Source organism: Oleiphilus sp. HI0128, from assembly GCF_001635365.1.
Genome location: NZ_LWGG01000987.1, coordinates 65,804 through 88,670, shown reverse-complemented (window position 1 = coordinate 88,670; position 22,867 = coordinate 65,804). Strand labels below are relative to the sequence as shown.

General features: G+C 45.2%; 25 protein-coding genes. 16 read left to right on the top strand and 9 right to left on the bottom strand.

Annotated elements, in window-relative coordinates; translation table 11 throughout:
• Position 1: 1 nt before the first annotated feature.
• The 3 genes from A3763_RS16770 (at position 2) to A3763_RS16760 (ending at position 2,997) form a co-directional block, all read left to right on the top strand.
• Positions 2-1,798, top strand: a complete 1,797-nt coding sequence (locus A3763_RS16770; protein WP_068634436.1) for an ABC transporter ATP-binding protein/permease — start codon at positions 2-4, stop codon at positions 1,796-1,798.
• Positions 1,799-1,870: 72 nt separating this feature from the next.
• Entirely contained in the window at positions 1,871-2,278 is a 408-nt protein-coding gene (locus A3763_RS16765; RefSeq protein WP_068553254.1) for a DUF6524 family protein, read from the top strand.
• 47 nt (positions 2,279-2,325) lie between these two features.
• Positions 2,326-2,997, top strand: coding sequence for an OmpA family protein (locus A3763_RS16760; RefSeq protein WP_156490355.1), 672 nt, complete (start codon positions 2,326-2,328; stop codon positions 2,995-2,997).
• Between the two features lie 68 nt (positions 2,998-3,065).
• On the opposite strand, the gene A3763_RS16755 is transcribed toward A3763_RS16760, so the two are convergent.
• Positions 3,066-3,680: a DUF2780 domain-containing protein gene (locus A3763_RS16755; RefSeq protein ID WP_068513472.1), complete on the bottom strand. Its 615-nt coding sequence runs from the start codon at positions 3,678-3,680 to the stop codon at positions 3,066-3,068.
• A gap of 123 nt (positions 3,681-3,803) precedes the next feature.
• Positions 3,804-5,489: a 2-isopropylmalate synthase gene (leuA, locus tag A3763_RS16750; RefSeq protein WP_068513469.1), complete on the bottom strand. Its 1,686-nt coding sequence runs from the start codon at positions 5,487-5,489 to the stop codon at positions 3,804-3,806.
• Between the two features lie 168 nt (positions 5,490-5,657).
• Between leuA and A3763_RS16745 the strand changes: the two genes are divergently transcribed.
• The 8 genes from A3763_RS16745 (at position 5,658) to A3763_RS16710 (ending at position 10,920) form a co-directional block, all read left to right on the top strand.
• Positions 5,658-6,134 (top strand): Lrp/AsnC family transcriptional regulator, encoded by a 477-nt coding sequence (locus A3763_RS16745; protein ID WP_068512117.1) that lies wholly within the window; start codon positions 5,658-5,660, stop codon positions 6,132-6,134.
• A gap of 73 nt (positions 6,135-6,207) precedes the next feature.
• On the top strand, positions 6,208-6,864 hold the full coding sequence (queC, locus tag A3763_RS16740; RefSeq protein ID WP_068512115.1) for a 7-cyano-7-deazaguanine synthase QueC: 657 nt from the start codon (positions 6,208-6,210) through the stop codon (positions 6,862-6,864).
• Positions 6,865-6,883: 19 nt separating this feature from the next.
• Positions 6,884-7,711, top strand: coding sequence for a symmetrical bis(5'-nucleosyl)-tetraphosphatase (locus tag A3763_RS16735; RefSeq protein ID WP_068512112.1), 828 nt, complete (start codon positions 6,884-6,886; stop codon positions 7,709-7,711).
• Positions 7,701-8,114 (top strand): DUF423 domain-containing protein, encoded by a 414-nt coding sequence (locus A3763_RS16730; RefSeq protein ID WP_068512109.1) that lies wholly within the window; start codon positions 7,701-7,703, stop codon positions 8,112-8,114. Before A3763_RS16735 ends, A3763_RS16730 begins: the two co-directional genes overlap by 11 nt.
• A gap of 37 nt (positions 8,115-8,151) precedes the next feature.
• On the top strand, positions 8,152-8,352 hold the full coding sequence (thiS, locus tag A3763_RS16725; protein WP_068512106.1) for a sulfur carrier protein ThiS: 201 nt from the start codon (positions 8,152-8,154) through the stop codon (positions 8,350-8,352).
• A gap of 86 nt (positions 8,353-8,438) precedes the next feature.
• On the top strand, positions 8,439-9,236 hold the full coding sequence (locus A3763_RS16720; protein WP_068512104.1) for a thiazole synthase: 798 nt from the start codon (positions 8,439-8,441) through the stop codon (positions 9,234-9,236).
• Between the two features lie 62 nt (positions 9,237-9,298).
• On the top strand, positions 9,299-9,934 hold the full coding sequence (gene slmA, locus A3763_RS16715) for a nucleoid occlusion factor SlmA (protein WP_068512101.1): 636 nt from the start codon (positions 9,299-9,301) through the stop codon (positions 9,932-9,934).
• Positions 9,935-10,269: 335 nt separating this feature from the next.
• The gene (locus tag A3763_RS16710) at positions 10,270-10,920 is read left to right on the top strand and encodes a methyltransferase (protein ID WP_068508015.1); all 651 of its coding nucleotides are present in this window, start codon (positions 10,270-10,272) and stop codon (positions 10,918-10,920) included.
• Between the two features lie 32 nt (positions 10,921-10,952).
• Here A3763_RS16710 and A3763_RS16705 read toward each other — a convergent pair whose 3' ends face one another.
• The 3 genes from A3763_RS16705 to A3763_RS16695 form a co-directional block, all read right to left on the bottom strand.
• Complete coding sequence (locus tag A3763_RS16705) at positions 10,953-11,198, bottom strand: DUF6868 family protein (protein WP_068512097.1); 246 nt, start codon at positions 11,196-11,198, stop codon at positions 10,953-10,955.
• 114 nt (positions 11,199-11,312) lie between these two features.
• Positions 11,313-11,945, bottom strand: a complete 633-nt coding sequence (locus A3763_RS16700) for an FKBP-type peptidyl-prolyl cis-trans isomerase (protein ID WP_068512094.1) — start codon at positions 11,943-11,945, stop codon at positions 11,313-11,315.
• Positions 11,946-12,010: 65 nt separating this feature from the next.
• Positions 12,011-13,381 (bottom strand): wax ester/triacylglycerol synthase family O-acyltransferase, encoded by a 1,371-nt coding sequence (locus tag A3763_RS16695; protein WP_068512090.1) that lies wholly within the window; start codon positions 13,379-13,381, stop codon positions 12,011-12,013.
• Between the two features lie 347 nt (positions 13,382-13,728).
• On the opposite strand from A3763_RS16695, the gene A3763_RS16690 reads away from it, so the two are divergent.
• Positions 13,729-14,334, top strand: a complete 606-nt coding sequence (locus tag A3763_RS16690) for a YigZ family protein (protein ID WP_068512085.1) — start codon at positions 13,729-13,731, stop codon at positions 14,332-14,334.
• A gap of 24 nt (positions 14,335-14,358) precedes the next feature.
• Here the strand turns inward: A3763_RS16690 and A3763_RS16685 are convergent, their stop codons facing one another.
• Complete coding sequence (locus A3763_RS16685) at positions 14,359-14,820, bottom strand: CopD family protein (protein ID WP_068512081.1); 462 nt, start codon at positions 14,818-14,820, stop codon at positions 14,359-14,361.
• Between the two features lie 113 nt (positions 14,821-14,933).
• On the bottom strand, positions 14,934-15,503 hold the full coding sequence (locus A3763_RS16680) for a DUF3365 domain-containing protein (protein ID WP_068512077.1): 570 nt from the start codon (positions 15,501-15,503) through the stop codon (positions 14,934-14,936).
• A gap of 130 nt (positions 15,504-15,633) precedes the next feature.
• On the opposite strand from A3763_RS16680, the gene A3763_RS16675 reads away from it, so the two are divergent.
• Positions 15,634-15,837 (top strand): DUF2892 domain-containing protein, encoded by a 204-nt coding sequence (locus tag A3763_RS16675; RefSeq protein ID WP_068512074.1) that lies wholly within the window; start codon positions 15,634-15,636, stop codon positions 15,835-15,837.
• On the opposite strand, the gene A3763_RS16670 is transcribed toward A3763_RS16675, so the two are convergent.
• Positions 15,834-17,789, bottom strand: a complete 1,956-nt coding sequence (locus A3763_RS16670; RefSeq protein WP_068553832.1) for a DNA topoisomerase III — start codon at positions 17,787-17,789, stop codon at positions 15,834-15,836. The two genes, A3763_RS16675 and A3763_RS16670, sit on opposite strands and share 4 nt — an antisense overlap.
• Positions 17,790-17,840: 51 nt before the next feature.
• Positions 17,841-19,607: a diguanylate cyclase gene (locus A3763_RS16665; RefSeq protein WP_068512067.1), complete on the bottom strand. Its 1,767-nt coding sequence runs from the start codon at positions 19,605-19,607 to the stop codon at positions 17,841-17,843.
• 218 nt (positions 19,608-19,825) lie between these two features.
• Here A3763_RS16665 and A3763_RS16660 point away from each other — a divergent pair, with 218 nt between their 5' ends.
• From A3763_RS16660 to A3763_RS16650, 3 genes are all read left to right on the top strand, one after another.
• Complete coding sequence (locus tag A3763_RS16660) at positions 19,826-21,160, top strand: ATP-binding protein (protein WP_068552563.1); 1,335 nt, start codon at positions 19,826-19,828, stop codon at positions 21,158-21,160.
• On the top strand, positions 21,157-21,687 hold the full coding sequence (locus A3763_RS16655; protein ID WP_068552565.1) for a response regulator transcription factor: 531 nt from the start codon (positions 21,157-21,159) through the stop codon (positions 21,685-21,687). The genes A3763_RS16660 and A3763_RS16655 overlap by 4 nt, the downstream gene beginning before the upstream one ends.
• Before the next feature lie 150 nt (positions 21,688-21,837).
• Entirely contained in the window at positions 21,838-22,734 is an 897-nt protein-coding gene (locus tag A3763_RS16650) for a hypothetical protein (protein ID WP_068512058.1), read from the top strand.
• Positions 22,735-22,867: the final 133 nt, after the last annotated feature.

The window sequence follows — 22,867 nt, the reverse complement described above, 5'->3', positions numbered from 1 at the left end:
CATGCGCGGTATGCGTTCAGACTTTGACCCCAATCGAGAAATTGACTGGTCAATCATCAAGCAAATCATTCCCTACCTTTTGGAATACAAGCAGCGCATCGCTCTCGCTCTGTTATGTCTGGTTGCAGCAAAAGTCGCTAGCGTTACCATGCCCTTTATTCTCAAGCACGTCGTCGATGACCTAGACCAACAACTAGCTGATAATGAACTATCCCTGCTCGTTGTACCTTTGGGCTTATTACTCGCCTACGGTCTGGTACGGCTGATGAATGTGTTACTAGGCGAAATCCGCGACACCCTATTCGGACGCGTGACCGAAAGAGCGATGCGTCGCGTAGGACTAAAAGTTTTCGAGCACCTTCATGCATTAAGTCTAAGCTTTCACTTGAACCGCCAAACGGGTGGTTTATCTCGCGACATTGAGCGCGGCACAAATGGCATTAGTTTTTTGATGCGCTTTCTGGTGTTTAATATTGCCCCCACCTTTCTCGAACTGTTTCTGGTCATGGGTATTTTATGGCAACAATATCGCTTCGAGTTTGCCTTGATCGTACTGATATCAGTCATCGCCTATGTCTGGTTCTCCAAGACCACCACTGACTGGCGCACCCAGTTTATTCGCGAAGCGAATCAGGCTGACAGCAAAAGTAACACCCGGGCAATTGATAGCCTACTCAACTATGAAACCGTTAAGTACTTTACTAACGAGCAATATGAAGCGGACCTTTACGATAAAGAACTAGAAAAGTGGGAGCAAGCAAAGCGCAAAAACCGTCTCACTTTATTTGCACTGAATGGCGGACAAGCACTGATCATTTCTTCATCGCTAACCGCCATGCTGGTACTGGCAGCTCATGAAGTCAGCACCGGACGTATGACTTTAGGTGATTTCGTATTGGTTAACGCCTTTATGATGCAAATATTCCTACCCTTAAACTTCTTGGGCTTCGTCTATCGAGAGATCAAAAGCTCGATGACCAATATAGAACGTATGTTTGGCCTGCTTAAAGAAGCACCTTTGGTTGTCGACACGCAAAACGCTCAGCCCCTGACAGTATCAAACGGGAAGATCGAGTTTAAAGATATTTCCTTTGCCTATGAGCCAAGTAGAACGATTCTGAGCAATCTCAGTTTTACCGTGCAGCCAGGAGAAAAAGTAGCGCTTGTTGGTAGCAGCGGCGCCGGAAAATCAACTATCGCGAAGCTACTATTTCGTTTTTACGACACCAGCAAAGGTGCGATTCTGATTGATGATCAGAACATTAAGCACTGCGCCCAACACAGTTTGCGCGCAGCGATTGGCGTAGTGCCTCAAGACACCGTTCTATTTAATACCAGCCTGATTGAAAACGTACGCTATGGTCGCCCTGGTGCAAGCGATGCAGAAGTAAAGCACGCAATCGAACTTGCTCATTTGAAAGACTTTGTTGAGGGCTTACCCAAGCAATATGAAACTCAAGTCGGGGAAAGAGGTCTTAAACTTTCCGGTGGCGAGAAACAACGTGTTGCCATTGCCCGAACCATCCTCAAGAACCCGGCAATACTGCTATTTGACGAGGCAACCAGCTCGCTTGATAGCGCATCTGAGTCCGCAGTGATGGAGGCAATCAGAGAAGTATCGGCAGGTAAGAGCAGTCTAGTTATCGCCCACCGCCTTTCCACCGTTGTCGATGCTGATCGTATTATTGTCATTGATAAGGGTGGCGTGGTCGAGCAAGGAAGCCACCACTCTCTTATCAAAGCGCAAGGTCTATATGCCCAATTGTGGGCTTTGCAGCAGAACGAACAAGGTATCTAATTGGTAAGTATTTATAATGTGCATTGCTTATTATACTAAGAAGATAAATATTCTTTAACAGGTTCCCATTGAATGAAGAGCATTACATCCAAAGGCATCGCGATTCGCTTCGTTTTCGCTTTATTACTTGTATTATTGAGCTACAACCCAAGCACCTTTTCTTATTACCACTGGTTGCTCTCTTCTATATCAGAACCAACACCCTGGTTAGCCTTATCAGCAGTCGCCTTAATCATTGGCTGGGTTATTTACGTTAGAGCTACGCTAAAATCTTTAGGGCCCGTCGGGCTCACCCTCGCAGCGCTGCTCGTCGCGATTATTATCTGGGCATTAATCGATATTGGCTTAATTAGCATAAGTGAACCCAGTGCTTTCGTCTGGTTATTAGAAATTTTTATATCTGCAATTCTATGTTTGGGCATGAGCTGGTCTCATATTCGGCGCAGGCTATCCGGACAAGTTGACGTAGACGAAGTCTAAGCACCTTTTAGCACTATTTATATATACGGAAATAATGGAGCAAACTCATGTTGAATAAGAAAATCGTAAGCCTTACTGTTCTAGCATCCTTAACCAGTGCTTGTATGACCTATGACCCTTATACCGGTGAAGAAGAAGTATCAAGCGCAACGACAGGCGCAGTGACCGGGGCAGTCGCGGGAGCACTGATCGGGGTTGCAACCTCGAGTAAGTCTGACCGAGGCAAAGGCGCACTTATTGGTGCCGTTGCCGGTGGCGCTATTGGTGGTGGTGCGGGTTATTACATGGACCAGCAAGAAGCAAAACTAAGGCACCAGCTAAAAAATAGCGGCGTAAGCGTTAAGCGTGTGGGCGACGAAATAATCTTAGTGATGCCTGGCAACATTACCTTTGAAACGGGTAAGTCGGATTTACAGGCCAGTTTTGAGAAAATCATTCATTCTGTATCACTGGTCTTAAAGGAATTTGATAAGACTGCAATTGAAATCACCGGGCATACAGACTCCACTGGCGCGCTATCGTTTAATCAGACTCTCAGCGAACAGCGTGCTAACAGCGTTAAGTATGCACTCCAGACTCGTGGCATTGCCTCTGGGCGCATTCACTCTTCGGGTAAAGGGCCACGCTTCCCAGTTGCTTCTAATGACACTGCCGAAGGCCGTCAGGCTAATCGCCGTGTAGAATTAAAGCTACTTCCTTTAGAAAGCGCAGGAAAGTAAAGCCGTCACTTATCGCAATAAAAAAGGGCGCTCATAGCACCCTTTTTTATTCGTAATTTGCGATAGAACTACAAAATTGCACCTAAGCCTTTCTGTAGTAAACCACCAATATCGATACCTGAACCTTGCTCATCAGATGACTTAGAGTCTCCAGAGAAATATTCAATGGCCATCTGTGCGAACTTCAGCACCATATCCGGGCTCAAGCCTAAGGCTTCAAACTGTTTTGTGACTTCTCCTAGCGCGCCTAGTGAACCTGATGCGCCACTTACTTTAGACAGTATGCCACCTAAGCCCGCGCCTGAGCTATCACCCAAACTCGGCGCAGCCGCCAACATACCCTCAATACCAGGAATGCCTTCACTCAAAGAACCAAACTCATCGCCTGAAAGAGTTGTCTGCGCCAACTTTAACAAAGCACCCATTCCACCTTCAGCCTGGTCACTAGAAACTCCCAACCCTTGAGTCAAAGTAGGCAATAACCCCATCGCCATATCAACCATAGAACCCGTCTCAGATGCTTCTGCTGGCACCTCTTCACTCGCAGCTTTTGCTACTTCATTTGTCATGGTAGTTTGAGCAACTGGAGCCGCCTCTTTCTTACCAAAGATCGAGTCAAAAAAGCCCGCGGATGCTGTGCTGGCAGAGCTTAGCATTACTGCAAATAAAAGTGTTTTCTTCATATCGTTCCCTATTGTTATTACTCAGTAAAAATTATGATGAGCTGATGCTATCACAATTTTTCCCTTCACCCTCCTTCAATCAGGCTACCTTGCAAATTATTAACCTGCTAAAAGTTTAGTCGGCTATAAAGTGCCAGTAAGTCTATTGCTGGCTCCGTTTTGCTTGGCTATAAACTGATTATAAGCACTCATCACTGCATTCAAAGATGCCGTAACAATATCCTCATGAATCGCCACCCCCGAGAAGCGCTGGCCATTGATGTTGACCTGAACATAGGTCACTGCTTCAGCATCGGTCCTATGATCAAGCGCATGTTCAGAATACTCCAATACCTTCATATCACACGAAAATTGCGCATTCATGGCATCAACATAAGCATCCATCAAACCATGTCCCTGACCTGATACATTCACCGAACCTTGAGCAGTAAAGATCTGGGCCTCGATACTGTCATGCGTTGAGCGCTTCATCTCAAAAGGCCCTAGATGCACTGGAGACTGCTGTTCAATATATGTTTCCCTGAAAAGCGCCCAGATTCTATCGGAATCAACTTCACCTCCGCTAAGCTCCGCTTCTTTTTGTACTGCTGAGCTAAATTCCACCTGTAACCAGCGAGGCAAATTCAAGCCATAATCACGCTCTAGGCTATATGCGATACCGCCTTTGCCCGATTGCGAGTTAACACGAATAACCTCCTGATAACTACGCCCCAAATCAGTCGGGTCTATCGGCAAATAAGCAACTTGCCATGGATCTTCTTTTTTACGCACAGACAAGCATTTTTTAATCGCATCCTGATGACTGCCAGAAAAAGCGGTAAACACCAAGTCGCCAGCGTAAGGGTGTCGAGGGTGAACATCTATTTGTGTACACGCCTTAACTGTATGGATAATTTCATCCATATCAGAGAAGTTCAATTCAGGGTCGATACCTTGGCTATACAGATTCATCGCCATGGTAATGACATCCATATTTCCCGTTCGCTCGCCATTCCCCATCAAGGTACCCTCAACTCGTTGGGCTCCGGCCATAACAGCTAGTTCTGCTGCAGCCACACCACAACCTCGATCGTTATGGGTATGCACGCTCAAGATAATAGCGTCTCGACGTTTAACGTGACTTCCAAACCACTCAATTTGGTCAGCAAAAACATTCGGCGTAGACACTTCCACCGTGGCAGGCAAATTAATGATACAGGGCTTTTCTACACTTGGTTGCCACACATCAGTTACCGCATCGACGACTTCTACCGCGAAATCGACTTCTGTCCCGGTAAAGCTCTCTGGTGAATACTGGAAAACCCATTCTGTTTCTGGCGCTTTTTCTGCTTCGCCTAGAACCTTTTGGGCACCCGCTACGGCGATATCAATAATACCTTGCTTTCCAAGCTTGAAAACCTGCTCCCGCTGTACCGTAGAAGTGGAGTTATAAACGTGAACAATCGCTCTACGCGCACCTTTCAAAGACTCAAATGTCCTCTCGATTAACTCGGGCCGTGCCTGGGTCAAAACCTGCAAAGTTACATCATCCGGGACCTGTTGCTCTTCAATCACCCAACGAACAAAGTCAAAATCAGGCTGCGATGCCGCTGGAAAGCCGACTTCAATTTCCTTAAACCCTACCTTGACCAGCAACTTGAACAAGCGTTTTTTCTGCTCAACTGACATGGGTTCTATCAAGGCTTGGTTTCCATCCCGAAGATCGACACTTGACCAAATCGGCGCACGCTCAATATGCTGATTAGGCCACTGGCGCGAGGGCAACTCTATACGAGGAAAAGCCTGATATTTACGGTGGTCAAATGACATCGCGATGCTCCTATACCTTACATTTCTAGAGAGATGAGTACTGCTCAACAATAGGGATATTATATGCGTCAATATGTAGTTATAGATTGCTTTTATTTCTTATTTGAACCAGAATTAAGCAATAAATAACCTTTTAAGCAACCTTTATTAGCATATATATCTAACCCTATGATCAAGATTGATAGAACTGACCGGCGCATACTTGACGCTCTACAGAAAGATGGAAGGATCAGCAATCTTGAATTAGCTGAAAAAGTCGGCCTATCACCCTCTCCCTGCTCACGAAGAGTCAAACAACTAGAGGAAAGCGGCCTCATATCTAAAACCGTCACTTTATTAGATAGAGAAAAGTTGGGGCTAAAGCTCACAGCTCTAGTACAAATCAGTATGGATAGACATACTAACGACCGCTTTGATACCTTTGAGGAAACATTGAGCGATTGCCCGGAGGTACTCTCATGCATGCTAATCACCGGGCAAGCTGCGGACTATATGATTGAAGTATTGGTGAGTGACATGGATGCCTATCAAGCTTTCCTCTTAGGCAAACTAACACGCATACCCGGCGTTACCGGTGTTCATTCCAGCTTTGTACTAAGAAAGATTATCGATCGAACTTCTGTTCCCTTGAACCATCTGGCCTAAGCCCGCTGTCTTTTTCCAGTTCACAGAGATAAAATGCCACACAATTCAACTGTAAGGACTATATGAGGAAGCTATGAGCGATAAAGTCGTTGTTATCTATTCCGGCGGAATGGATTCATTCACCCTGTTAAATCAAGCGATTGCTCAAGGTAAGAAAGTTTACGCCCTGTCTTTTAACTATGGTCAAAAGCATTCTAAAGAGCTTCACTACGCACAGAAGGTATGTGACGACTTAGGCCTGCCTCATAAAATTGTCGACATCACCGCAATCCATCAATTATTACTCGGCTCCTCACTCACGGATGACATTGAAATCCCTGAAGGGCATTATGAAGAAGAAAGCATGAAATCGACGGTGGTCCCCAACCGTAATATGGTAATGCTTTCTCTTGCGATCGCTTATGCAGTTTCAATAAAAGCCAGTGCCGTCTACTACGGCGCCCACGGTGGTGATCATGCTATTTATCCGGATTGTCGCCCTGAGTTTATCGAAAAGATGGATGCGGTTTCTAAAATCGCTAACTACGAAGCGGTTGATATTATTGCACCTTTTCAGGATATCAATAAGACAGAAATACTGAGCAAAGGGCTGGCAATGGGACTTAACTACGGTAAAACCTGGACATGCTATAACGGCAGAGAAAAGGCCTGTGGCAAATGCGGTGCTTGCCAAGAGCGACTCGAAGCGTTTTCAGAAAATAGCGCTGCCGATCCCCTTCCCTACGAATAATAACTAACAAGGAAAGCTTATGGCTCGTTATGCCATCGGTGACGTTCAGGGCTGCTATCAAGCACTCACCCGTCTACTCGACCAGATATCTTTTGACCAGAACCGTGACGAACTATGGTTCGCAGGAGACCTTGTAAATCGAGGCCCCGACTCGCTTGACTGTCTGCGCCTGATCAAAAGCCTGGGTAACCAAGGCGGACATCCTGCCAAGGTTATTCTTGGTAATCATGACCTTCACTTATTGGCTACCTACTATTTAAAGCGCCAGCCTAAAAGAAAAGACACCTTTGCTGAAATTTTTGCAGCAGATGACTGCCATGAATTGATGACCTGGTTACGCCATCAACCTCTAATGATATGGGATAAAGAGCAGAAGCTTGCAATGAGTCACGCCGGCATTCCTCATATATGGTCAACAGAGCAAGCCTATCGTTACAATCAAGAAGTTTCCAATGAGTTATGTCGCGGAGATTACGAAGCATTCTTTGACCTGATGTATGGCAATGAGCCCGCACTCTGGTCTGAGCACCACACGGGCATGATGCGCCTGCGTGCTATTACAAACTACTTTACCCGCATGCGCTTTGTTAAACAAAACGGTGCGCTCGACTTTGCCGTCAAAGAAACCCTCGACGATGCCCCCGATAACTATGTCCCCTGGTTCAGCCTGCCTCGGCCCGACAACACCATGCTAATATTCGGACACTGGGCGGCACTCTCGGGTAATACAGGGCTCACTGGCGCAAACAAAGACCAATTTCAAGCTATCGATACCGGCTGCGTCTGGGGTGGTTCACTTACTGCTTTAAACATCGATACTAAAGAAAGGTTCGCTTATGAAGCCTAATTCCCAGCTTATGATAGGCGCATTGCTATGCATGCTAGCAGTGATCTTGGGTGCTTTTGGCGCTCATGGCTTAAAAGCGATGATTAGCGAGCGCATGCTAGAAGTGTATCAAACGGGTGTTCATTATCAGATGTTTCACTCATGCGGGATTCTAGTGGTCGGGATATTGAGCCTGTTCAAGGAAGCTTCCCCTCTGCCACATTCGCAAAAGCTTTTAAACGCAAGTTATAGCTTCTTCCTGCTTGGCATCATAGTGTTTTGTGGTAGTCTCTATGGGCTTGCATTCAGTGAGGCATTTACTGGCGAAGCAGTCCGTCTCTTAGGGGCTATAACGCCTTTTGGAGGCCTGAGTTTTATTGCTGGTTGGCTGTGTCTTTTTCTAGCCTTTAGAAAAGCCAACTAGACCGCGTTATATAGATATACCCTGGTGGAAAACGACAATGATGATAAACCTGAATGGCGAACCCTATGAGCTAAGCACTTCACTCAAGCTGAGTGAACTGGCACAGCACCTGGATCTCGAGGGAAAACGCTACGCCATCGAAGTAAACGAAGAAATAATTTCCCGTAGTGAACACGATACCTACGAAGTAAAAGAAGGTGATAAGGTAGAAGTGGTCGTCGCAATTGGCGGTGGCTAGACATCTGAAGACCTTCTTTCAAGATTAGAAAAATCACTCAATATATTAGCACGCACTACAACCCAAGCAGCAATTAGAGTACAGCTATGACAGATACAACGAATATTAATACGCCTTTAACCGTTGCCGGTAAAACCTACCAATCTCGCTTGTTAGTTGGCACGGGAAAATACAAAGACCTGGAAGAAACACGCTTGGCCATAGAGGCTAGCGGTGCTGAAATTGTCACCGTTGCCGTTCGCCGCACCAATATCGGCCAGAACAAGGACGAGCCCAACCTACTTGATGTTATTTCACCTGATAAATACACCATCCTGCCCAATACTGCGGGCTGCTATACCGCTAAAGATGCAGTGCGAACATGTAAGCTCGCACGCGAACTATTGGGTGGACATGACTTGGTAAAGCTTGAAGTACTAGGCGATCAAAAGACTTTATTTCCTGACGTAACAGAAACATTGATCGCAGCAGAGGAACTGATAAAAGACGGCTTCAAGGTCATGGTTTATACCACTGACGATCCACTTGTTGCTAAACGCCTTGAAGAAATGGGCTGTGTTGCGGTCATGCCTTTGGGTGCTCCGATTGGCTCTGGCCTTGGCATTCGTAACCCCTACAACATCAAGCTAATTCTCGAAAATGCGAAGGTGCCAATATTAGTTGATGCTGGTGTTGGTACAGCCTCAGACGCAAGTATCGCGATGGAGCTAGGTTGTGATGGCGTACTCATGAATACAGCAATTGCTGCAGCTCAAGACCCTATCCTAATGGCCCAGGCTATGCGCCTGGCAGTAGAAAGTGGTCGAGCGGCTTATCTTGCTGGCCGTATGCCACGTAAGTTATACGCTTCAGCCTCTTCGCCAATAGAGGGCTTGATCGTCTAGTCATATTGACTCAAGATAGACCTTAATACTTATTTAGTGATTATTTATAGGAAACGCTGAGAATGCCGGACCAGCCGACAAGCAATACCCCTAATAGCAAGACAGAAAAAAGCAACAAGCCTAATCGTCGCCAGCAAATTCTGGAAGTGCTGGCTCAGATGCTTGAGAAGAATCCTGGCGAAAGGATCACAACCGCTAAACTTGCCAAGGAAGTCGGCGTCACTGAAGCAGCGCTATACCGACACTTTCCCAGCAAAGGGAAGATGTTTGAAGGCCTGTTAGAATTTATAGAAGAGTCGGTATTTACACGCATCAAATTGATTACTCAAGAAGTCCCTGGAAGCATTGAGCGACTTCAGCGGATCGTAATCTTTATATTGGCTTTTGCTGAAAAGAACCCCGGTATGTGTTCTTTATTAGTAGGCGGTGCATTGGCGGGTGAAAAGCCAAAAATTCGACAGCGTTCTGCCCAGTTCTTTGATCGTCTTGAAACTCAGTTACGCCAAATAATCCGAGAAGCTGAAATTCGCGAGCAAAAGAGACCTCGCCTAACCGGCAGCAGTGCAGCGAGTTTGCTCACTTTAAATATCGAAGGTCGTATCCACCAATATGTGCGTAGCGAATTTAAGCGTAGCCCTACGCAAGGTTGGTCAGCACATTGGCCCATGCTTGCTAGTAGTTTATTCCAGAGTGACTAAGCTATCCGCCTCAATAAGCTCTCCCTTGTAGCTTATTGAGGCTCTTCAACCCTCACAGGATTTCATTTATCTTCCAACCGAGTTCTACCACTCGTTAAAGCTACAAGGTTTAGCCAAGCTAGAATTAGTTGCCGTTAGCCAGTTGTTAATCCTAACAAGCGCCAATTATCAGCGATTTTCCCAGTACAAAGAATAAGCGAAATACATTGCCTTTCTTTACAGGTGCTATACCCTAAGTAGTACTCCGTTTTGTCATTTATCCTCGATACCTGGCTCAGCGCCACTCTGTGCTAATTATCTATAAAGATATTTAGCGCAAATACGAAGGCAGCCAAATGACAGACTTACGCTTGTGCTACCAAACCATTGAGTTTGGTAAGACCGATATTCATCTCTGTACACTCCGTGACAGACAGCAATTTCATGATCCGGAAGGCATCGCTGAGAAACTGGGCATCAGCTCTGCAGCATGGCCCATCTTCGGTGTCATCTGGCCTTCCAGTATGGTGCTCGCACACTTCATCTTTAACTACACTATTGGTGATAAAAGGGTCCTGGAAGTTGGTTGCGGCATGGCTTTATCGAGTTTATTACTAAATAAGCAGCACGCCGATATTACTGCCACTGACTACCACCCTGAAACTGAAAAATTCTTACAACGAAATACCGAACTTAATAGCGACGCCGACATCACCTTTGAACGTATAGACTGGGCTAAAGATAATGATAGCTTAGGCCTTTTCGACCTGATCATTGGTAGCGATATATTATATGAAGACGAACACATTAGCTTATTAGCTAATTTCTTTGAAAGACACTCCAAGCCAACAAGTGAGGTCATTTTGGTAGATCCTGGGCGCGGCAAAAAAAACAAACTCAGCAAACGAATGATTGACTTTGGTTTTAGCTCAAGCCACTTTAAGCCTGAGCATACCGACTATTTAGAGGGCCAGTTCAAAGGCCATATTCTAAAGTTTTCACGCTAGCCGTAGGCTGCGCTACTCAGGTCAAAGCAGAGCTAATGCCACATAATCTTCAACGCAAGGTAGGGCGCAACAAAAAACACCAAAGTCATGACTTTGTACTGGCTTAGAAAGCTAAGATAAACAGGGGCCAGTTGCTTTTCCTCAAGATCAAACATCTTGCTGTGTATCGATGTAATGGCCTCTTTGAAAAATACCACCGCGATACTAGCCAGAGACAGATAAGCAAGATTAATCAAAACCGCCCAACCTAATAGTTCAGTAAGTTGCGTAATTGTCATCCCTCAGCCCTCCTATTACTTTGTAAATACAGAGAAAGCAGAAGCTTCCTAGGCCTTAATCAGGCACCACGCAGTATTGCTCTTCGAGGTGCCTGGTAGCAAAAACGGCAAGTCTTACTTAACAATATTCATCAGGTGAACATCGAATACCAGTACCGCGTTAGGCGGTATTGCTGGCGGCGAGCCCATTTCACCATAGGCTAGCTTAGAGGGTACTACAAAGCGCCACTTTGAGCCGACAGGCATCATTGATAAACCTTCCGTCCAACCGGGGATAACCTGATCTAATGCAAACTCAGCGGGTTCATTTCGGGTAATAGAGCTGTCAAAAACCTGGCCATCAATGAATGAGCCGTGATAGTGAACGCGTACAGTCTGATCAATACTAGGCTTATCGCCCTCTGCACTTTCCAGAATTTCGTACTGTAGACCTGAGTCGGTAACTTGTACGCCTTCTCGCTTGGCATTTTCATCTAAGAAAGTTTTGCACAAATCCTGATACTTCTCGGTACGATCTTTCTCGAACTGCATGCGCTTTTCTTTAATCGTGTCATAGGCTTCGTTGAGTTCGCTTTCGGACAAAGCCGAAGGTTCACCATTAAAGCATGCTCGCAAAGCCTGAATCGTTGCTTCAATATCCATTCCCTCGAAGCGGTTCTTTTGCATCTGACGGCCAAACTGCCATCCAAATCCATAGCTCACTTTCTGCTCGAACGATTGAGGTTTATCTTCAGTCTTCTTTGTCATATCTCTATATCTACTAGTCGTTAAGTTTGTTACTTGCCAATCGAAATGGTCAGTAGGGTAATATCTTAGATGTCAGCTGCCACTTCCAATTCCTCTAATCCCTTCTGTACATAATCCAGCAAACGCTGCATAGACGGCAAGGTGCGGCGGCAAGCCGTAAAGCCGAATTCTAACTGATCTACATAACTGACCAAAGTAATATTCAAGGCAATACGATCCAGAGGTATTGAAACGGGATACATCCCCTCTAGCTGCGCACCATTCCAATACTGTGTTTTCTTTGGCCCTGGTACATTAGAAATAACAACGTTGAATGCCTGAAGTTTTTCCGACAAACCCGTTAACATATTCAAACCAGCGGGTGCCAAGGTCAAAGCGGTATAATTGATCGCTTCTTCAAGCGACATCTGTGAGTATCGCTCTTTGGAATCTTTGACCGAATTTTTTACCATTTCCAAGCGTTTAGCTGGGTCAGCAACATGGGTTCCCAGGCTAGCAAGGATCATCGCAATTTGATTTCCCGCCGCACTATCATCTCGGCGCATAGACATTGGAACCATCGCAACTAAGGGTTTAGTGGGTAAGGAATGTTGACTAATTAAATAATTACGTAAGGCACTACCGCAAACAGCCAACACAACATCATTCAGTGTGGCGTCCATTTTCTTAGCCAAGGTTTTAAAGCGTTCTATTGGATATGACTGCGCTGCAAAACGACGCGAGCCTGTTATTGGCTTATTTAGAATACTGTTCGGCGCCTGAAACACAGAGACATAATCTGGATTAGATCGTGCCTGCCCTATAGCATGACTCACTTCTTTAATAAGCGTCGGCACCGTAGAAATTTGCTTCCCGGCCTCACCGACGATATTTGCCAGACTCTGCGCAATATTGGCATTATTAATATTTTCTGGACGGATCTTCTTCACTTGAGGCAAGGCCCACAAAGGCGGTAAACCACGAGCTTCAGGGTCTTCTGATAACAGCTTAGCTGTCATCCGCATTGCCGCCACACCGTCTAACATACAGTGGTGCGCTTTAAAGTACATCGCAAAACGACGACCTCGAATACCTTCAATCAAATGGCTTTCCCACATTGGTCGCTCTCGATCCATTAGGGCGCCATGCTTAACCGAAACCAAGGCGAGTAGTTCTCGAATTCTTCCTGGCTTTGGTAAGGCGCTATGACGAAAGTGATGCTCTAGATCAAACTGAAGATCTTCTTCCCAATGGTATTGGCCGAAGCGAGATTTTAAACGCTGATTAAAAGGCGCGATGGGTTGCTGAAAGGAACGCATATACTCAGCAAGCTCTGTCACATATTTTGGGCCGGCATCTTCAGGAAAGTGATAAAGGTGCAAACCACCCACATGCATTGGCTGCTGACGTTTCTCGAGCCATAAGAAAATCTGATCTGCTAAACTCAATGATTTCATAAAGATTCCATCCAAACTGTGAGTAAAAACGCGAAAAACTGCTCAGCCATATTTAAACTGTTTCCCCTGGCCAACTACAACTGGCACTCATCCTATGGGCCCAACAAGATTAAGTTTGGCGGCATCGCTATCAATAGTTATAAGCTACACATTCACCAAAGTGTAAAGAGCGCGCAAGGATACCCGAGATCGCCTATTCGGCATAGTGCTAAGACATATTCAATCTGGCAATATCACAAAAATTTATGCTAGTTTACAATTTTAGTCGAGATCAGAGTTTCGTCGAACCAACATCTCGTTTATAGGCTGTGCGTAAGTCGGCTTATCCCAATCAGGAACATCCAGCCATGGCGCTTAGTTACTTAGTCCCTAAAGACTGCATTGAAACTACTTATGAAATAAAGAAGAGTCGTTTTATCGCCCGGCATTTTAGTGTTACAGATAGAGAGCAGGCCATGCTAGCTTTGGCACAAGCTAAACGAGATTACCCCGATGCTCGCCATCATTGCTGGGCCTACCAAATCGGTCCACCTCATAGTCCGAGTTTCGCGGCCATGTCTGACGATGGCGAACCCGGTGGCACCGCAGGCAAGCCGATACTGAATGTCATTCAACATAAAGATATTGGCGATGCCATGATCATTGTGATTCGTTATTTTGGTGGTATAAAGCTCGGCGCAGGCGGATTAGTCAGAGCATACTCCCAGGCGGCCCAGCAAGCCTATGACGAAGGTGAAACAGAGTTGAAAGTGGAACTCGACGAATTCCAAATACAATGTGATTTTTCAGACGAACAGGCTATCCGACACTGGCTTTTTCAACATCAAGGCGAAGTCATCGGCACTGAGTATCAACAAGCCGTGACGATGAAGATAGCCATTGATGATCGACATCTAAGCGACTTGAGTGCTTACCTGCATGCACTCAAAAGCGCCTCTTTGATTCAGCCTTAAGCCCTCTAAGTTTTCTTCACTTACTTAGGCAGAAAACAGGAATTTACCACCACTTGCGATAGCAATAACGATCAAGCCCAGTGTCAGGTTAATTGCGACGATTTTACGGATTAGATTTAAGTGCGTCGCGGCATCAGGCCAACGATTCTCGCTCACTGCAGCTTTCATACGCTTAAATGGAACAAAGTATAAATGCCCAAACAATAAAAACATGATATAGCCTAGACCAAGCATCATATGAACATGCTTACCTATCGAAGCAAAGCCACCATATAAGGCAATCATGCCATGACCGCTCACCAATAAAACAGCAACTGCTATCCATACCCAAAAAAAGAAACGCTTAAAGGTATCTTGCCACAAACTTAGACGTAGCGGAGGTTCCAATAAGCTTGCTGCAACAGGACGAAGACATAGATAGGCGAAAAACATTCCGCCAACCCAAATTGTTGCAGCCAATATGTGGAGCGTAAGCGCGATGGCCATTGTGAAAACTCCTTTTAAATCGTCACCAGAAATCTACATACAAAGATAAGGGGGCTATTCTGTCACTTATTCACTCACAAATCGATTAGGCCAGAACGAAATATCTTCCGTATTTACTTCGCGGTGTGCAACAAACTAAAGGCCCCACGAATCTGTCCTTCCTGATAACCTACCGCCCTATCGTGCGGGTACTGTTCCGAGAGTGCCTTTTGAATATCTGTTGTTAGACTCTCTCCATGACACGACAAGCACATACCTTGAGTTGGAATAGCCTTCATCATACGAAAGGTACTCCCTTCTTTTTTCACCGCTGCTAACTGTGTAGCAGGCTTTCCGGCTTTGAGTTGCTGTTCAAAGTCAGCAAGTACTTTCGCCTCCCAGGCATCTGGCTTGTTATCAGGGTTACGTGTTTTAAGGCTGGTGCGGGAAACTGTCCATTTTCCTTGGCTATGTTTGCTGGCGATTTTTTCTGCATCCACAGAACAAGCCTCAATACCCTTGGTAAAGCCACCTTCTTTTACCGCTGCTTGCAGGCTTGATTTCAACTCTCCTGCAAATTGTTGAATCACTTGCTTACCTTCGCTTGCTAGGTCTGAAGCGGTTTCAGCACTGCTAGCACCAGCCCAGCCTAGTACAGGCAGCAACAAAGCAACAGATAATCTTTGACAAGATACTTTCATCATACTCTTCCTCTCATTCTGGCAAAACTTAGGTAAACCATCACATAGCAGCGATTATATTAGCATTGACTAATATAATTCAAGCATCTATATTAGTAAAACCTAATATTTAGTTTAGAAGAGGTTTTAGATCATGAATATCGATAGAACTGTATTTGCCGTTGCCGGGCTGTTTATTCTTGTTAGTGTTATTCTCAGTCAGGTCCATTCGGTCTATTGGCTGGCATTTACGGCTTTTGTTGGCGTCAATATGTTTCAGGCAGCATTCACAGGATTCTGCCCAATGGCCATGCTACTAAAAGCCTTAGGAAAAGAGCCCGGTTGCGCATTTCGTTAAGCGCCAACTTTTAATGTGGGGCTCGCCTTTTTGCGTCGGGCCTTATATTTACGTTTTTTAAATTTGTTTTGCGCTTTAAGGCCAGCTAAGGCTGAAAGGTGTGTATCTTTTGCCCTACATAGTAAGTGACTGATTTGTTGTTCAAGTGGCAGCATAAAATCAGCATATGCATACTCCCCCTGACTCATTTGCTTTAGCATCAACTCCCAGTGTGCAGTCATATCGGGCAATGAAACCTCTTCTGGCAGACTCGCTATCACTTTTCTACCAGCCTCTGTCGCTTTAATGGCTTTACCTTCTCGGTAAATAAACTGCCTCTTGAATAACAGCTCAATGATCGAAGCACGTGTCGCTTCTGTTCCAAGACCATCGGTATCTTTTAGTATTTTTTTGATCTCGGGGTCACTCACAAAACGGGCTATACCGGTCATCGCCGCGAGTAAACTTGCATCGCTAAAGTGTTTAGGAGGCTGAGTAAGCTTGCTAAGCAAGTCTCCAAATAAACAAGTAAAACGCTCACCTTTCTTGAGCTGAGGTAAAGCTACGGTTTGTTTTTCATCCTTAGTGGATTTAAGTACCTGCTTCCAACCCGGCTCACTGGTTTCCCTCGACTTTGCTCGGAATAAGCCACCGGCAATTCGAAAGCTGATTTCACGGTCGGTATAAGCCCAAGCCGGAAAAAACTGAATAAGATAGTGCTTTGCTATCAATTCATATACTTGCTGCTCAGCTTTACTCAATAATCCCTTTTTTGACTTATTCGCAGTTGGAATGATCGCGTGATGAGCACCAACCTTGGCATCATTCCAAACACGTCCTTTTAAACTTGAGTCGGCACTGTTACATATATTCTGTAAGTTGGTATTGCTAGCGATTGCATCGAAAATTTGTGCAGATTGGCTTAAGTGCCCCGAGGGTAGATAACGATTGTCAGAGCGAGGATAGGTAATCAGTTTATGTCGTTCATACAGATTCTGACAAGTATCCAAGACGGTCTTAGCACTCATACCAAATGCTTTAGCAGCATCGATCTGTAACGCAGATAAATTATATGGCAAAGGCGCAACTTGCTTCTTGGACTTAGCACTTGTTGCTTCAACATTAGCTGGCTGCCCCTTAATTCGCGCCACCACATTTTCAGCCAAAGCTTTGTTTATGACTCGCCCTTCGCTGTCCTGATAGGGCTCGCAAGCTTCGCTCGGCTGCCAACGGGCAGATAAAACTTGTTGTTCAGATATTTGGATATGGGCATCGACTTCGTAATAGTCTCGCACCACAAAGGCTTCAACTTCTGCATCTCGCCGAACAATCAAGCCTAGCAAGGGTGTTTGCACCCGCCCGATTGAAACCAGGCCCTGAAAACCGACCTTTTGAGCCTGAAGCGTAAAAGCGCGAGTTAGGTTCATTCCATAAAGCCAGTCTGCACGTGAACGAGCTAAAGCTGAAACAGATAAAGGCACAAAGTCTTTATTCGACTTTAGAGAAGCCAGGGCTTGCTTAACAGCGGGTAGATTTAAATCACTAATCAGGCAGCGTTCAATACTATCTTTCACTGACGCTTTAACGCCGACATGGTGAATCAGCTCATCCACCAGTAGCTGACCTTCCCTATCAGGGTCACCACAATGAATTATGTGATCAGCCTGTTTGACTAACTTTTTTAGAATAGAGTATTGCTTGCGGGTTTGCTTTTTAGGCGCCAGCTGCCAACCTCTAGGAAAACGGTCGGGCAATATAGGCAAGGTTTCATGCGACCATTTCTTAAGTGATGCATCATAGGCATCTGGCTCGAGCTGCTCCAGAAGGTGACCGATACACCAGCTGACTACATCACAGCGGCGTTTATCGGAATGCCCGACGTAAATACAGCCATCAGCTTTATGGTGAGGTTTAGGTAGGGCTTGCGCTATAGCCTTCCCCAGACTGGGCTTTTCTGCAATATACAGTTTCATTCATACAAAATACTGTATAAACAAACAGCTATCAAGCAGTTTCACGCCGTCTTAGCCAACTTTTTGCTCAACTCTGTTTCGACCGTTAAGCTTAGCTTGGTATAGCGCCTGATCAGCCATCTCAACCAAAGCGTGAGTCGAGCTTTCCTCGTTCGGCATGCAGGCACTTACGCCAACACTCGCTGTCACTTGAATACGCTCATCACCCGTATCAATCCACAAAGCTTCAATATGCGCCCGAATTCGCTCACCTATCAAAACAGCACCTTCCAATTTGGTCTCAGGTAAGACAACAGCTAACTCCTCTCCACCATAACGGCAAACCAGATCAGGAGGGCGTTTCACCAAACGATACACTTCAGAAGCGACCGTTTTCAGACACTGGTCTCCAGCTTGATGACCATAGGTATCATTGACGGATTTGAAATTATCCAAATCAATCATAATCAAAGCTAATTCTCGCCCATTTCGCCTGCCACGACGAAACTCTCGCTCCATCATTTCATCAAAATAACGACGATTTCTAACCCCGGTGACTTGATCAAGTGTTGATAGATCTTCAAGTTCGGAGTTTAATTTATTGACCTTTTCTAAAGCCAGTCGTAAGTCTCTGGTTCGCTGCTCAACTTCTACCTCTAATGCTTCATTTTGCATCTGCTTGGTCTCGATCAGCTTTTCCTTCACTTGCAAGGTTTCTGCTTCAGCTTTAAAACGGCGCGAAGTAGCGTCATGCAAGCGTTCCGCAAGAGCAAAAGACAAGAGAATAATTTCAATAGCTGAGCCAATTTGCGCTGCAGACTCCGTTAGCCCATTTCTAGGCAGTAAGCCAAATTTGTTCATGGCCAATATAACGGTGCCAATTAGAAACATACTCCAGGCAACCGAAAAGTACGTCGCATATTTTTGTCTCGATTTGATCGTGACATAGTAACTAATAAATAAAATAGACGAACAAGTAACGATCGCCAAAGCCGCACCATAAGGAATCATGACTGCATAAGGTAAGAGCGTGCTCAAGAAAGCCAACACGATTCCAAGCCAAGCCTGCAAATAGACAATACGATTCAAGTACGGGTGATTATTCTGCAATTTAAGGAAGTTCGATACAAATACCATCCCCGATGTCACGATTAAGGGCGTTATTACCGCCATACTCTGCTCATTCCATACCGGAAAGTTTGGCCAGATAAATTGGTAAGCAAAGCCCGTCAGGGACATCTGGGCTACAGCAAAGGTAATCACGTACAAAACGTAGAACAGGTAAGCACTATCTCTAAGTCGCAAAAAAAGAAAGAAGTTATACAAAGCCATCACCAGAACGATGCCATAGTACAAACCGTGCTCGGCAAAGCGATATTGGTCAGCCTCAAAATAGCTTTTCTCTGGCCAAAGCGTAGCAGGCAACTGAATGGAACTTGAAGAGCGAACTTTCAAGTAAACATGCTGTGCTTCATCAGCGCCATCGATTGGAAATAGAAATGCTCGATGTTGAATAGGACGCTCAGAGAAAACAAAGTGATCACCTGTACGGACAAATTCAACGACTTCACCTCCTTTAACCCGATAAAACTCGATTTCATCTAGCAAAGCATAATTGATTTCCAACAACCAGGCGTGGTCATTCCCTGGCACCACAAAGCGGAACCAGTAGGTATCATGCGAAAAACCAAATGATGGCACTTCCTGCTCGTTCGAGCGCCAGTCCCAGAGGTTGTAGCCATGCACATCATCTATCGTCAAGCCATGTGTCGGATCGACAAAGAACTCAAGATGGTCTCCAGACAATGGTATGCCATTGGTGTAATGCTCCTCCGCCATAGCCGACACGGAATACAGGCAGACACACAGCGCTAGAAAGATCCAAAGTCCATTTTTTATTTGTAATTGTTTCAAGGGGTAATTGTCTTTTTCTGTGATGAGTACTTAGCTAAGTATAGACAAGGCTTAAAAACTTTCATGAAAACGTCTGGCATGTTTTCTAAGAGCTTGTTCTAATAATTAGCAAATTCAATCCAGTTTTTCAGTAAACGACGACTATGATTTTTTCCTCTAAAGGAAGCAAAACACCACTGCGCGAAAACGTTCGCCTGATAGCTAGCGCTCGCCTGGCCTTGTGGGGACTGGCTCAACTTTTTTTACTCGTTGACCATCTATATCTGAACTTAAAATTTAACTTCATCCTGGCGGAGTTTATTTTAAGCCTATTTGCTTTTTCAGCCATGTTCACCTTCGCTCAGCTTAAAAGCGCCCGTATCATTACCGAAAACTATGTCCGACTTCAATTAGTGTCAGATGTACTATTCATGAGCCTTCTGTTTCATGTAACCGGCGGCTCCGCCAACCCTTTTGTGTCACTTTTACTCTTCCCGTTAACCATTAGTGCAGCAACCTTAAATAGTAATTTCACCTGGTTTATGGCCTTACTCACCGTAAGTTGCTATGGCTCTTTATACTTAGTCGACCTTTCGGTATCAGAGACTTCTGTTGCGAATGAGCATGCCCATCATATGCACCACCAAATTGATGCAAGCCAAACTGCCTTTTCCCTTCATCTCATTGGCATGTGGTTCAATTTTGCAGTGAGCGCGGCCTTAATCTGCTTCTTCCTCATTAGAATGAGACAAGAGTTAAAGTCTCGACAACATAAGATCAACGAACAAAGAGAACAGTTACTGCGCGACGAGCAATTATTGGGTATTGCAACACAAGCCGCGTCTGCTGCTCATCATATCAGTACACCACTATCGACGATGGCCGTGCTCGTTGACGACCTTCAAGCAGATAGCCTGACCCAGGATTTCGACGAAGACCTTACACTCCTGGCGTCTCAAATAGCGATATGTAAAAACGTGTTAGATGACCTTCGGCACCAGGCTCTCCTCAGTCAGCAAGATGAATCTGTCCACTACTTTCTCACCCAGCTAGTGAATGAATTTAGACTCTTACGGCCTAGCGTCAGGCTTGAGAAAAACTGGAACAGCGCACAATTCGACGAGTCACCATCGCCAAATATTTCCTCAGATCCATCTTTAAGGATGGCCATTCTGAATATCCTGAATAATGCTGCCGATGCTTCGCCCGAAAGAGTCTGCTTCGAGGCAGATGTTGAACCGGACAAGCTCAGACTCACCATCAGTGATTATGGCAACAGTGATGAAAACAAAGTTTCCCGTATTCTTAGTGCCGCTGAGCAACCATTAGAGTCTGACAAAGAGCATGGTATGGGCATTGGTTTATTTTTATCTCATGCCACGATTAATAGACATCATGGAAAAATAAGCGTTGAAAGAGCAGATAAGTCGGGCACTCGCATTCATATTTCCCTGTCACTTGTAAGCTCACACCCAGCCGAAGAGCAGAAAATAAAATGACTAAGAGTATCCTTATCCTAGATGACGACCAAACCTTTTCTACGACACTTGCCCGGTCATTTAAACGACGAGGCTACAATAGCTTCGCCGCAAACAGTATTGAAGAAGCCAAAGGCATATTAACGGATACGAGCATAAATTTTGCTGTGGTTGACCTAAAGATCGATCAGGAAAGTGGTTTGCAGTTTCTGTCGATTCTAAAAGAACACTCACCTCAAACCAAGGCACTGATTCTGACAGGTTATTCCAGCATTAGCACAACGGTTGAAGCGATGAAGCTGGGTTCAGTGAATTACCTATGCAAACCTGTGACCACCGATGTCATTATCAAAGCCCTACAGGAAGAGGACGCAAACCCAGATATTCCCCTAGATACTAGCCCGCCATCAGTGGGACGCCTGGAGTGGGAACATATCCAACGCGTGCTTAATGAGCATGATGGCAATATCTCTGCAACAGCTAATGCTCTGGGAATGCATCGACGGACTTTGCAACGCAAGCTACAGAAACGCCCTTCATCAAAATAAGTCATTAACATAAAGCCAAAACATATCTGAACTTGAACTAAACCCAAACTATACCCCAAAGTAGGTGCGACAATTTGTCACTCCTTTGCACCCTTACTTCAGCGTAAAATTTCACGCAATTAATGATTTTGCGCATCAAGGAGTGCATAGATGAAAGCAGTTAAGACCCTCGCATTTAGTTTGAGTTTAGTTGCAAGTGCTTGTTTAATGAGTGCGTGTAGTGATAGCAACAATTCACAAAAAAATGATTATGAGCTTTCAGAAAGCTTTAAAGTTACCTATTTATCCGAGATGGCTCAAGTTGGTAAATCCAACCTAAAAATCGAAATTACCGATTTGGATGGCACCCCTATGGAAGGGCTTTCTCCTACCTTAAGCCCACTAATGGAAATGTCTACACATAACCATAGCACGCCTTATGGCTCTTTCACCGAAAGTGACGAAGCAGGAATCTATAACGCGACAATCTACTACCTCATGGCATCAGGCCCTGAGATGGGTACTTGGTACCTTGATATAGGTTTACCTTATGATGAAAGCGTTACCTTTCAGCCAGATGTAATGATGGCAATGGGAGAGACAGCCCGCGCTAATCTAAAGAGCCAAACTGATACTATTGCAAATATGATGGGCGGAGAAGAAAAACGCACCTACATTCTATTCAATGATGGCCTATCAGATGGAGATAGCGGTCATGACTTCAGTGTTTTTATCACTACCAAGGAAAGCATGATGAGCTTTCCGGCAATTAGCGCTGGGCAAATACTCAATGCAGACTCCGACTATGAGCTTACGATCTCTAGCATCACCGTAGCAATGTCAACAGACCCAAGTGATGGTGACAGCTGGGTCACAGCATCCAATGAGGGAGAAGGTATTTGGACCGCTGAAGGCCTGACGGGCCTTACTGACGGAGAAGCCGGCTCTATCTATGTACGCCTATCGGTTAACGGTGAACAAAAAACCGACGATGGCAACATTCCTGATGGTGAATATGATGAAGCAGAGTTCGTCGTGACGCCATCTAACACGATGATGGGGATGTAAATATCTTTAGAAAGATATCTATTTGCATGAAGAATAAAGCCTTTCTGTTTTTTCTCAGTACACAGCTCCTTGTGCCACTGAATCTTTGGGCTGCATCCTGTTGTGGCGGCGGGTCAGCCTCTTCTTTAATTCT

What these genes read in the sequence shown, in the direction of transcription:
- A3763_RS16770 (WP_068634436.1), top strand. Translation starts at nt 2, where the DNA reads ATGCGCGGTATGCGTTCAGACTTTGACCCCAATCGAGAAATTGACTGG.
- A3763_RS16765 (WP_068553254.1), top strand. Translation starts at nt 1,871, where the DNA reads ATGAAGAGCATTACATCCAAAGGCATCGCGATTCGCTTCGTTTTCGCT.
- A3763_RS16760 (WP_156490355.1), top strand. Translation starts at nt 2,326, where the DNA reads ATGTTGAATAAGAAAATCGTAAGCCTTACTGTTCTAGCATCCTTAACC.
- A3763_RS16755 (WP_068513472.1), bottom strand. Translation starts at nt 3,680, where the DNA reads ATGAAGAAAACACTTTTATTTGCAGTAATGCTAAGCTCTGCCAGCACA.
- leuA (WP_068513469.1), bottom strand. Translation starts at nt 5,489, where the DNA reads ATGTCATTTGACCACCGTAAATATCAGGCTTTTCCTCGTATAGAGTTG.
- A3763_RS16745 (WP_068512117.1), top strand. Translation starts at nt 5,658, where the DNA reads ATGATCAAGATTGATAGAACTGACCGGCGCATACTTGACGCTCTACAG.
- queC (WP_068512115.1), top strand. Translation starts at nt 6,208, where the DNA reads ATGAGCGATAAAGTCGTTGTTATCTATTCCGGCGGAATGGATTCATTC.
- A3763_RS16735 (WP_068512112.1), top strand. Translation starts at nt 6,884, where the DNA reads ATGGCTCGTTATGCCATCGGTGACGTTCAGGGCTGCTATCAAGCACTC.
- A3763_RS16730 (WP_068512109.1), top strand. Translation starts at nt 7,701, where the DNA reads ATGAAGCCTAATTCCCAGCTTATGATAGGCGCATTGCTATGCATGCTA.
- thiS (WP_068512106.1), top strand. Translation starts at nt 8,152, where the DNA reads ATGATGATAAACCTGAATGGCGAACCCTATGAGCTAAGCACTTCACTC.
- A3763_RS16720 (WP_068512104.1), top strand. Translation starts at nt 8,439, where the DNA reads ATGACAGATACAACGAATATTAATACGCCTTTAACCGTTGCCGGTAAA.
- slmA (WP_068512101.1), top strand. Translation starts at nt 9,299, where the DNA reads ATGCCGGACCAGCCGACAAGCAATACCCCTAATAGCAAGACAGAAAAA.
- A3763_RS16710 (WP_068508015.1), top strand. Translation starts at nt 10,270, where the DNA reads ATGACAGACTTACGCTTGTGCTACCAAACCATTGAGTTTGGTAAGACC.
- A3763_RS16705 (WP_068512097.1), bottom strand. Translation starts at nt 11,198, where the DNA reads ATGACAATTACGCAACTTACTGAACTATTAGGTTGGGCGGTTTTGATT.
- A3763_RS16700 (WP_068512094.1), bottom strand. Translation starts at nt 11,945, where the DNA reads ATGACAAAGAAGACTGAAGATAAACCTCAATCGTTCGAGCAGAAAGTG.
- A3763_RS16695 (WP_068512090.1), bottom strand. Translation starts at nt 13,381, where the DNA reads ATGAAATCATTGAGTTTAGCAGATCAGATTTTCTTATGGCTCGAGAAA.
- A3763_RS16690 (WP_068512085.1), top strand. Translation starts at nt 13,729, where the DNA reads ATGGCGCTTAGTTACTTAGTCCCTAAAGACTGCATTGAAACTACTTAT.
- A3763_RS16685 (WP_068512081.1), bottom strand. Translation starts at nt 14,820, where the DNA reads ATGGCCATCGCGCTTACGCTCCACATATTGGCTGCAACAATTTGGGTT.
- A3763_RS16680 (WP_068512077.1), bottom strand. Translation starts at nt 15,503, where the DNA reads ATGATGAAAGTATCTTGTCAAAGATTATCTGTTGCTTTGTTGCTGCCT.
- A3763_RS16675 (WP_068512074.1), top strand. Translation starts at nt 15,634, where the DNA reads ATGAATATCGATAGAACTGTATTTGCCGTTGCCGGGCTGTTTATTCTT.
- A3763_RS16670 (WP_068553832.1), bottom strand. Translation starts at nt 17,789, where the DNA reads ATGAAACTGTATATTGCAGAAAAGCCCAGTCTGGGGAAGGCTATAGCG.
- A3763_RS16665 (WP_068512067.1), bottom strand. Translation starts at nt 19,607, where the DNA reads ATGGCGGAGGAGCATTACACCAATGGCATACCATTGTCTGGAGACCAT.
- A3763_RS16660 (WP_068552563.1), top strand. Translation starts at nt 19,826, where the DNA reads ATGATTTTTTCCTCTAAAGGAAGCAAAACACCACTGCGCGAAAACGTT.
- A3763_RS16655 (WP_068552565.1), top strand. Translation starts at nt 21,157, where the DNA reads ATGACTAAGAGTATCCTTATCCTAGATGACGACCAAACCTTTTCTACG.
- A3763_RS16650 (WP_068512058.1), top strand. Translation starts at nt 21,838, where the DNA reads ATGAAAGCAGTTAAGACCCTCGCATTTAGTTTGAGTTTAGTTGCAAGT.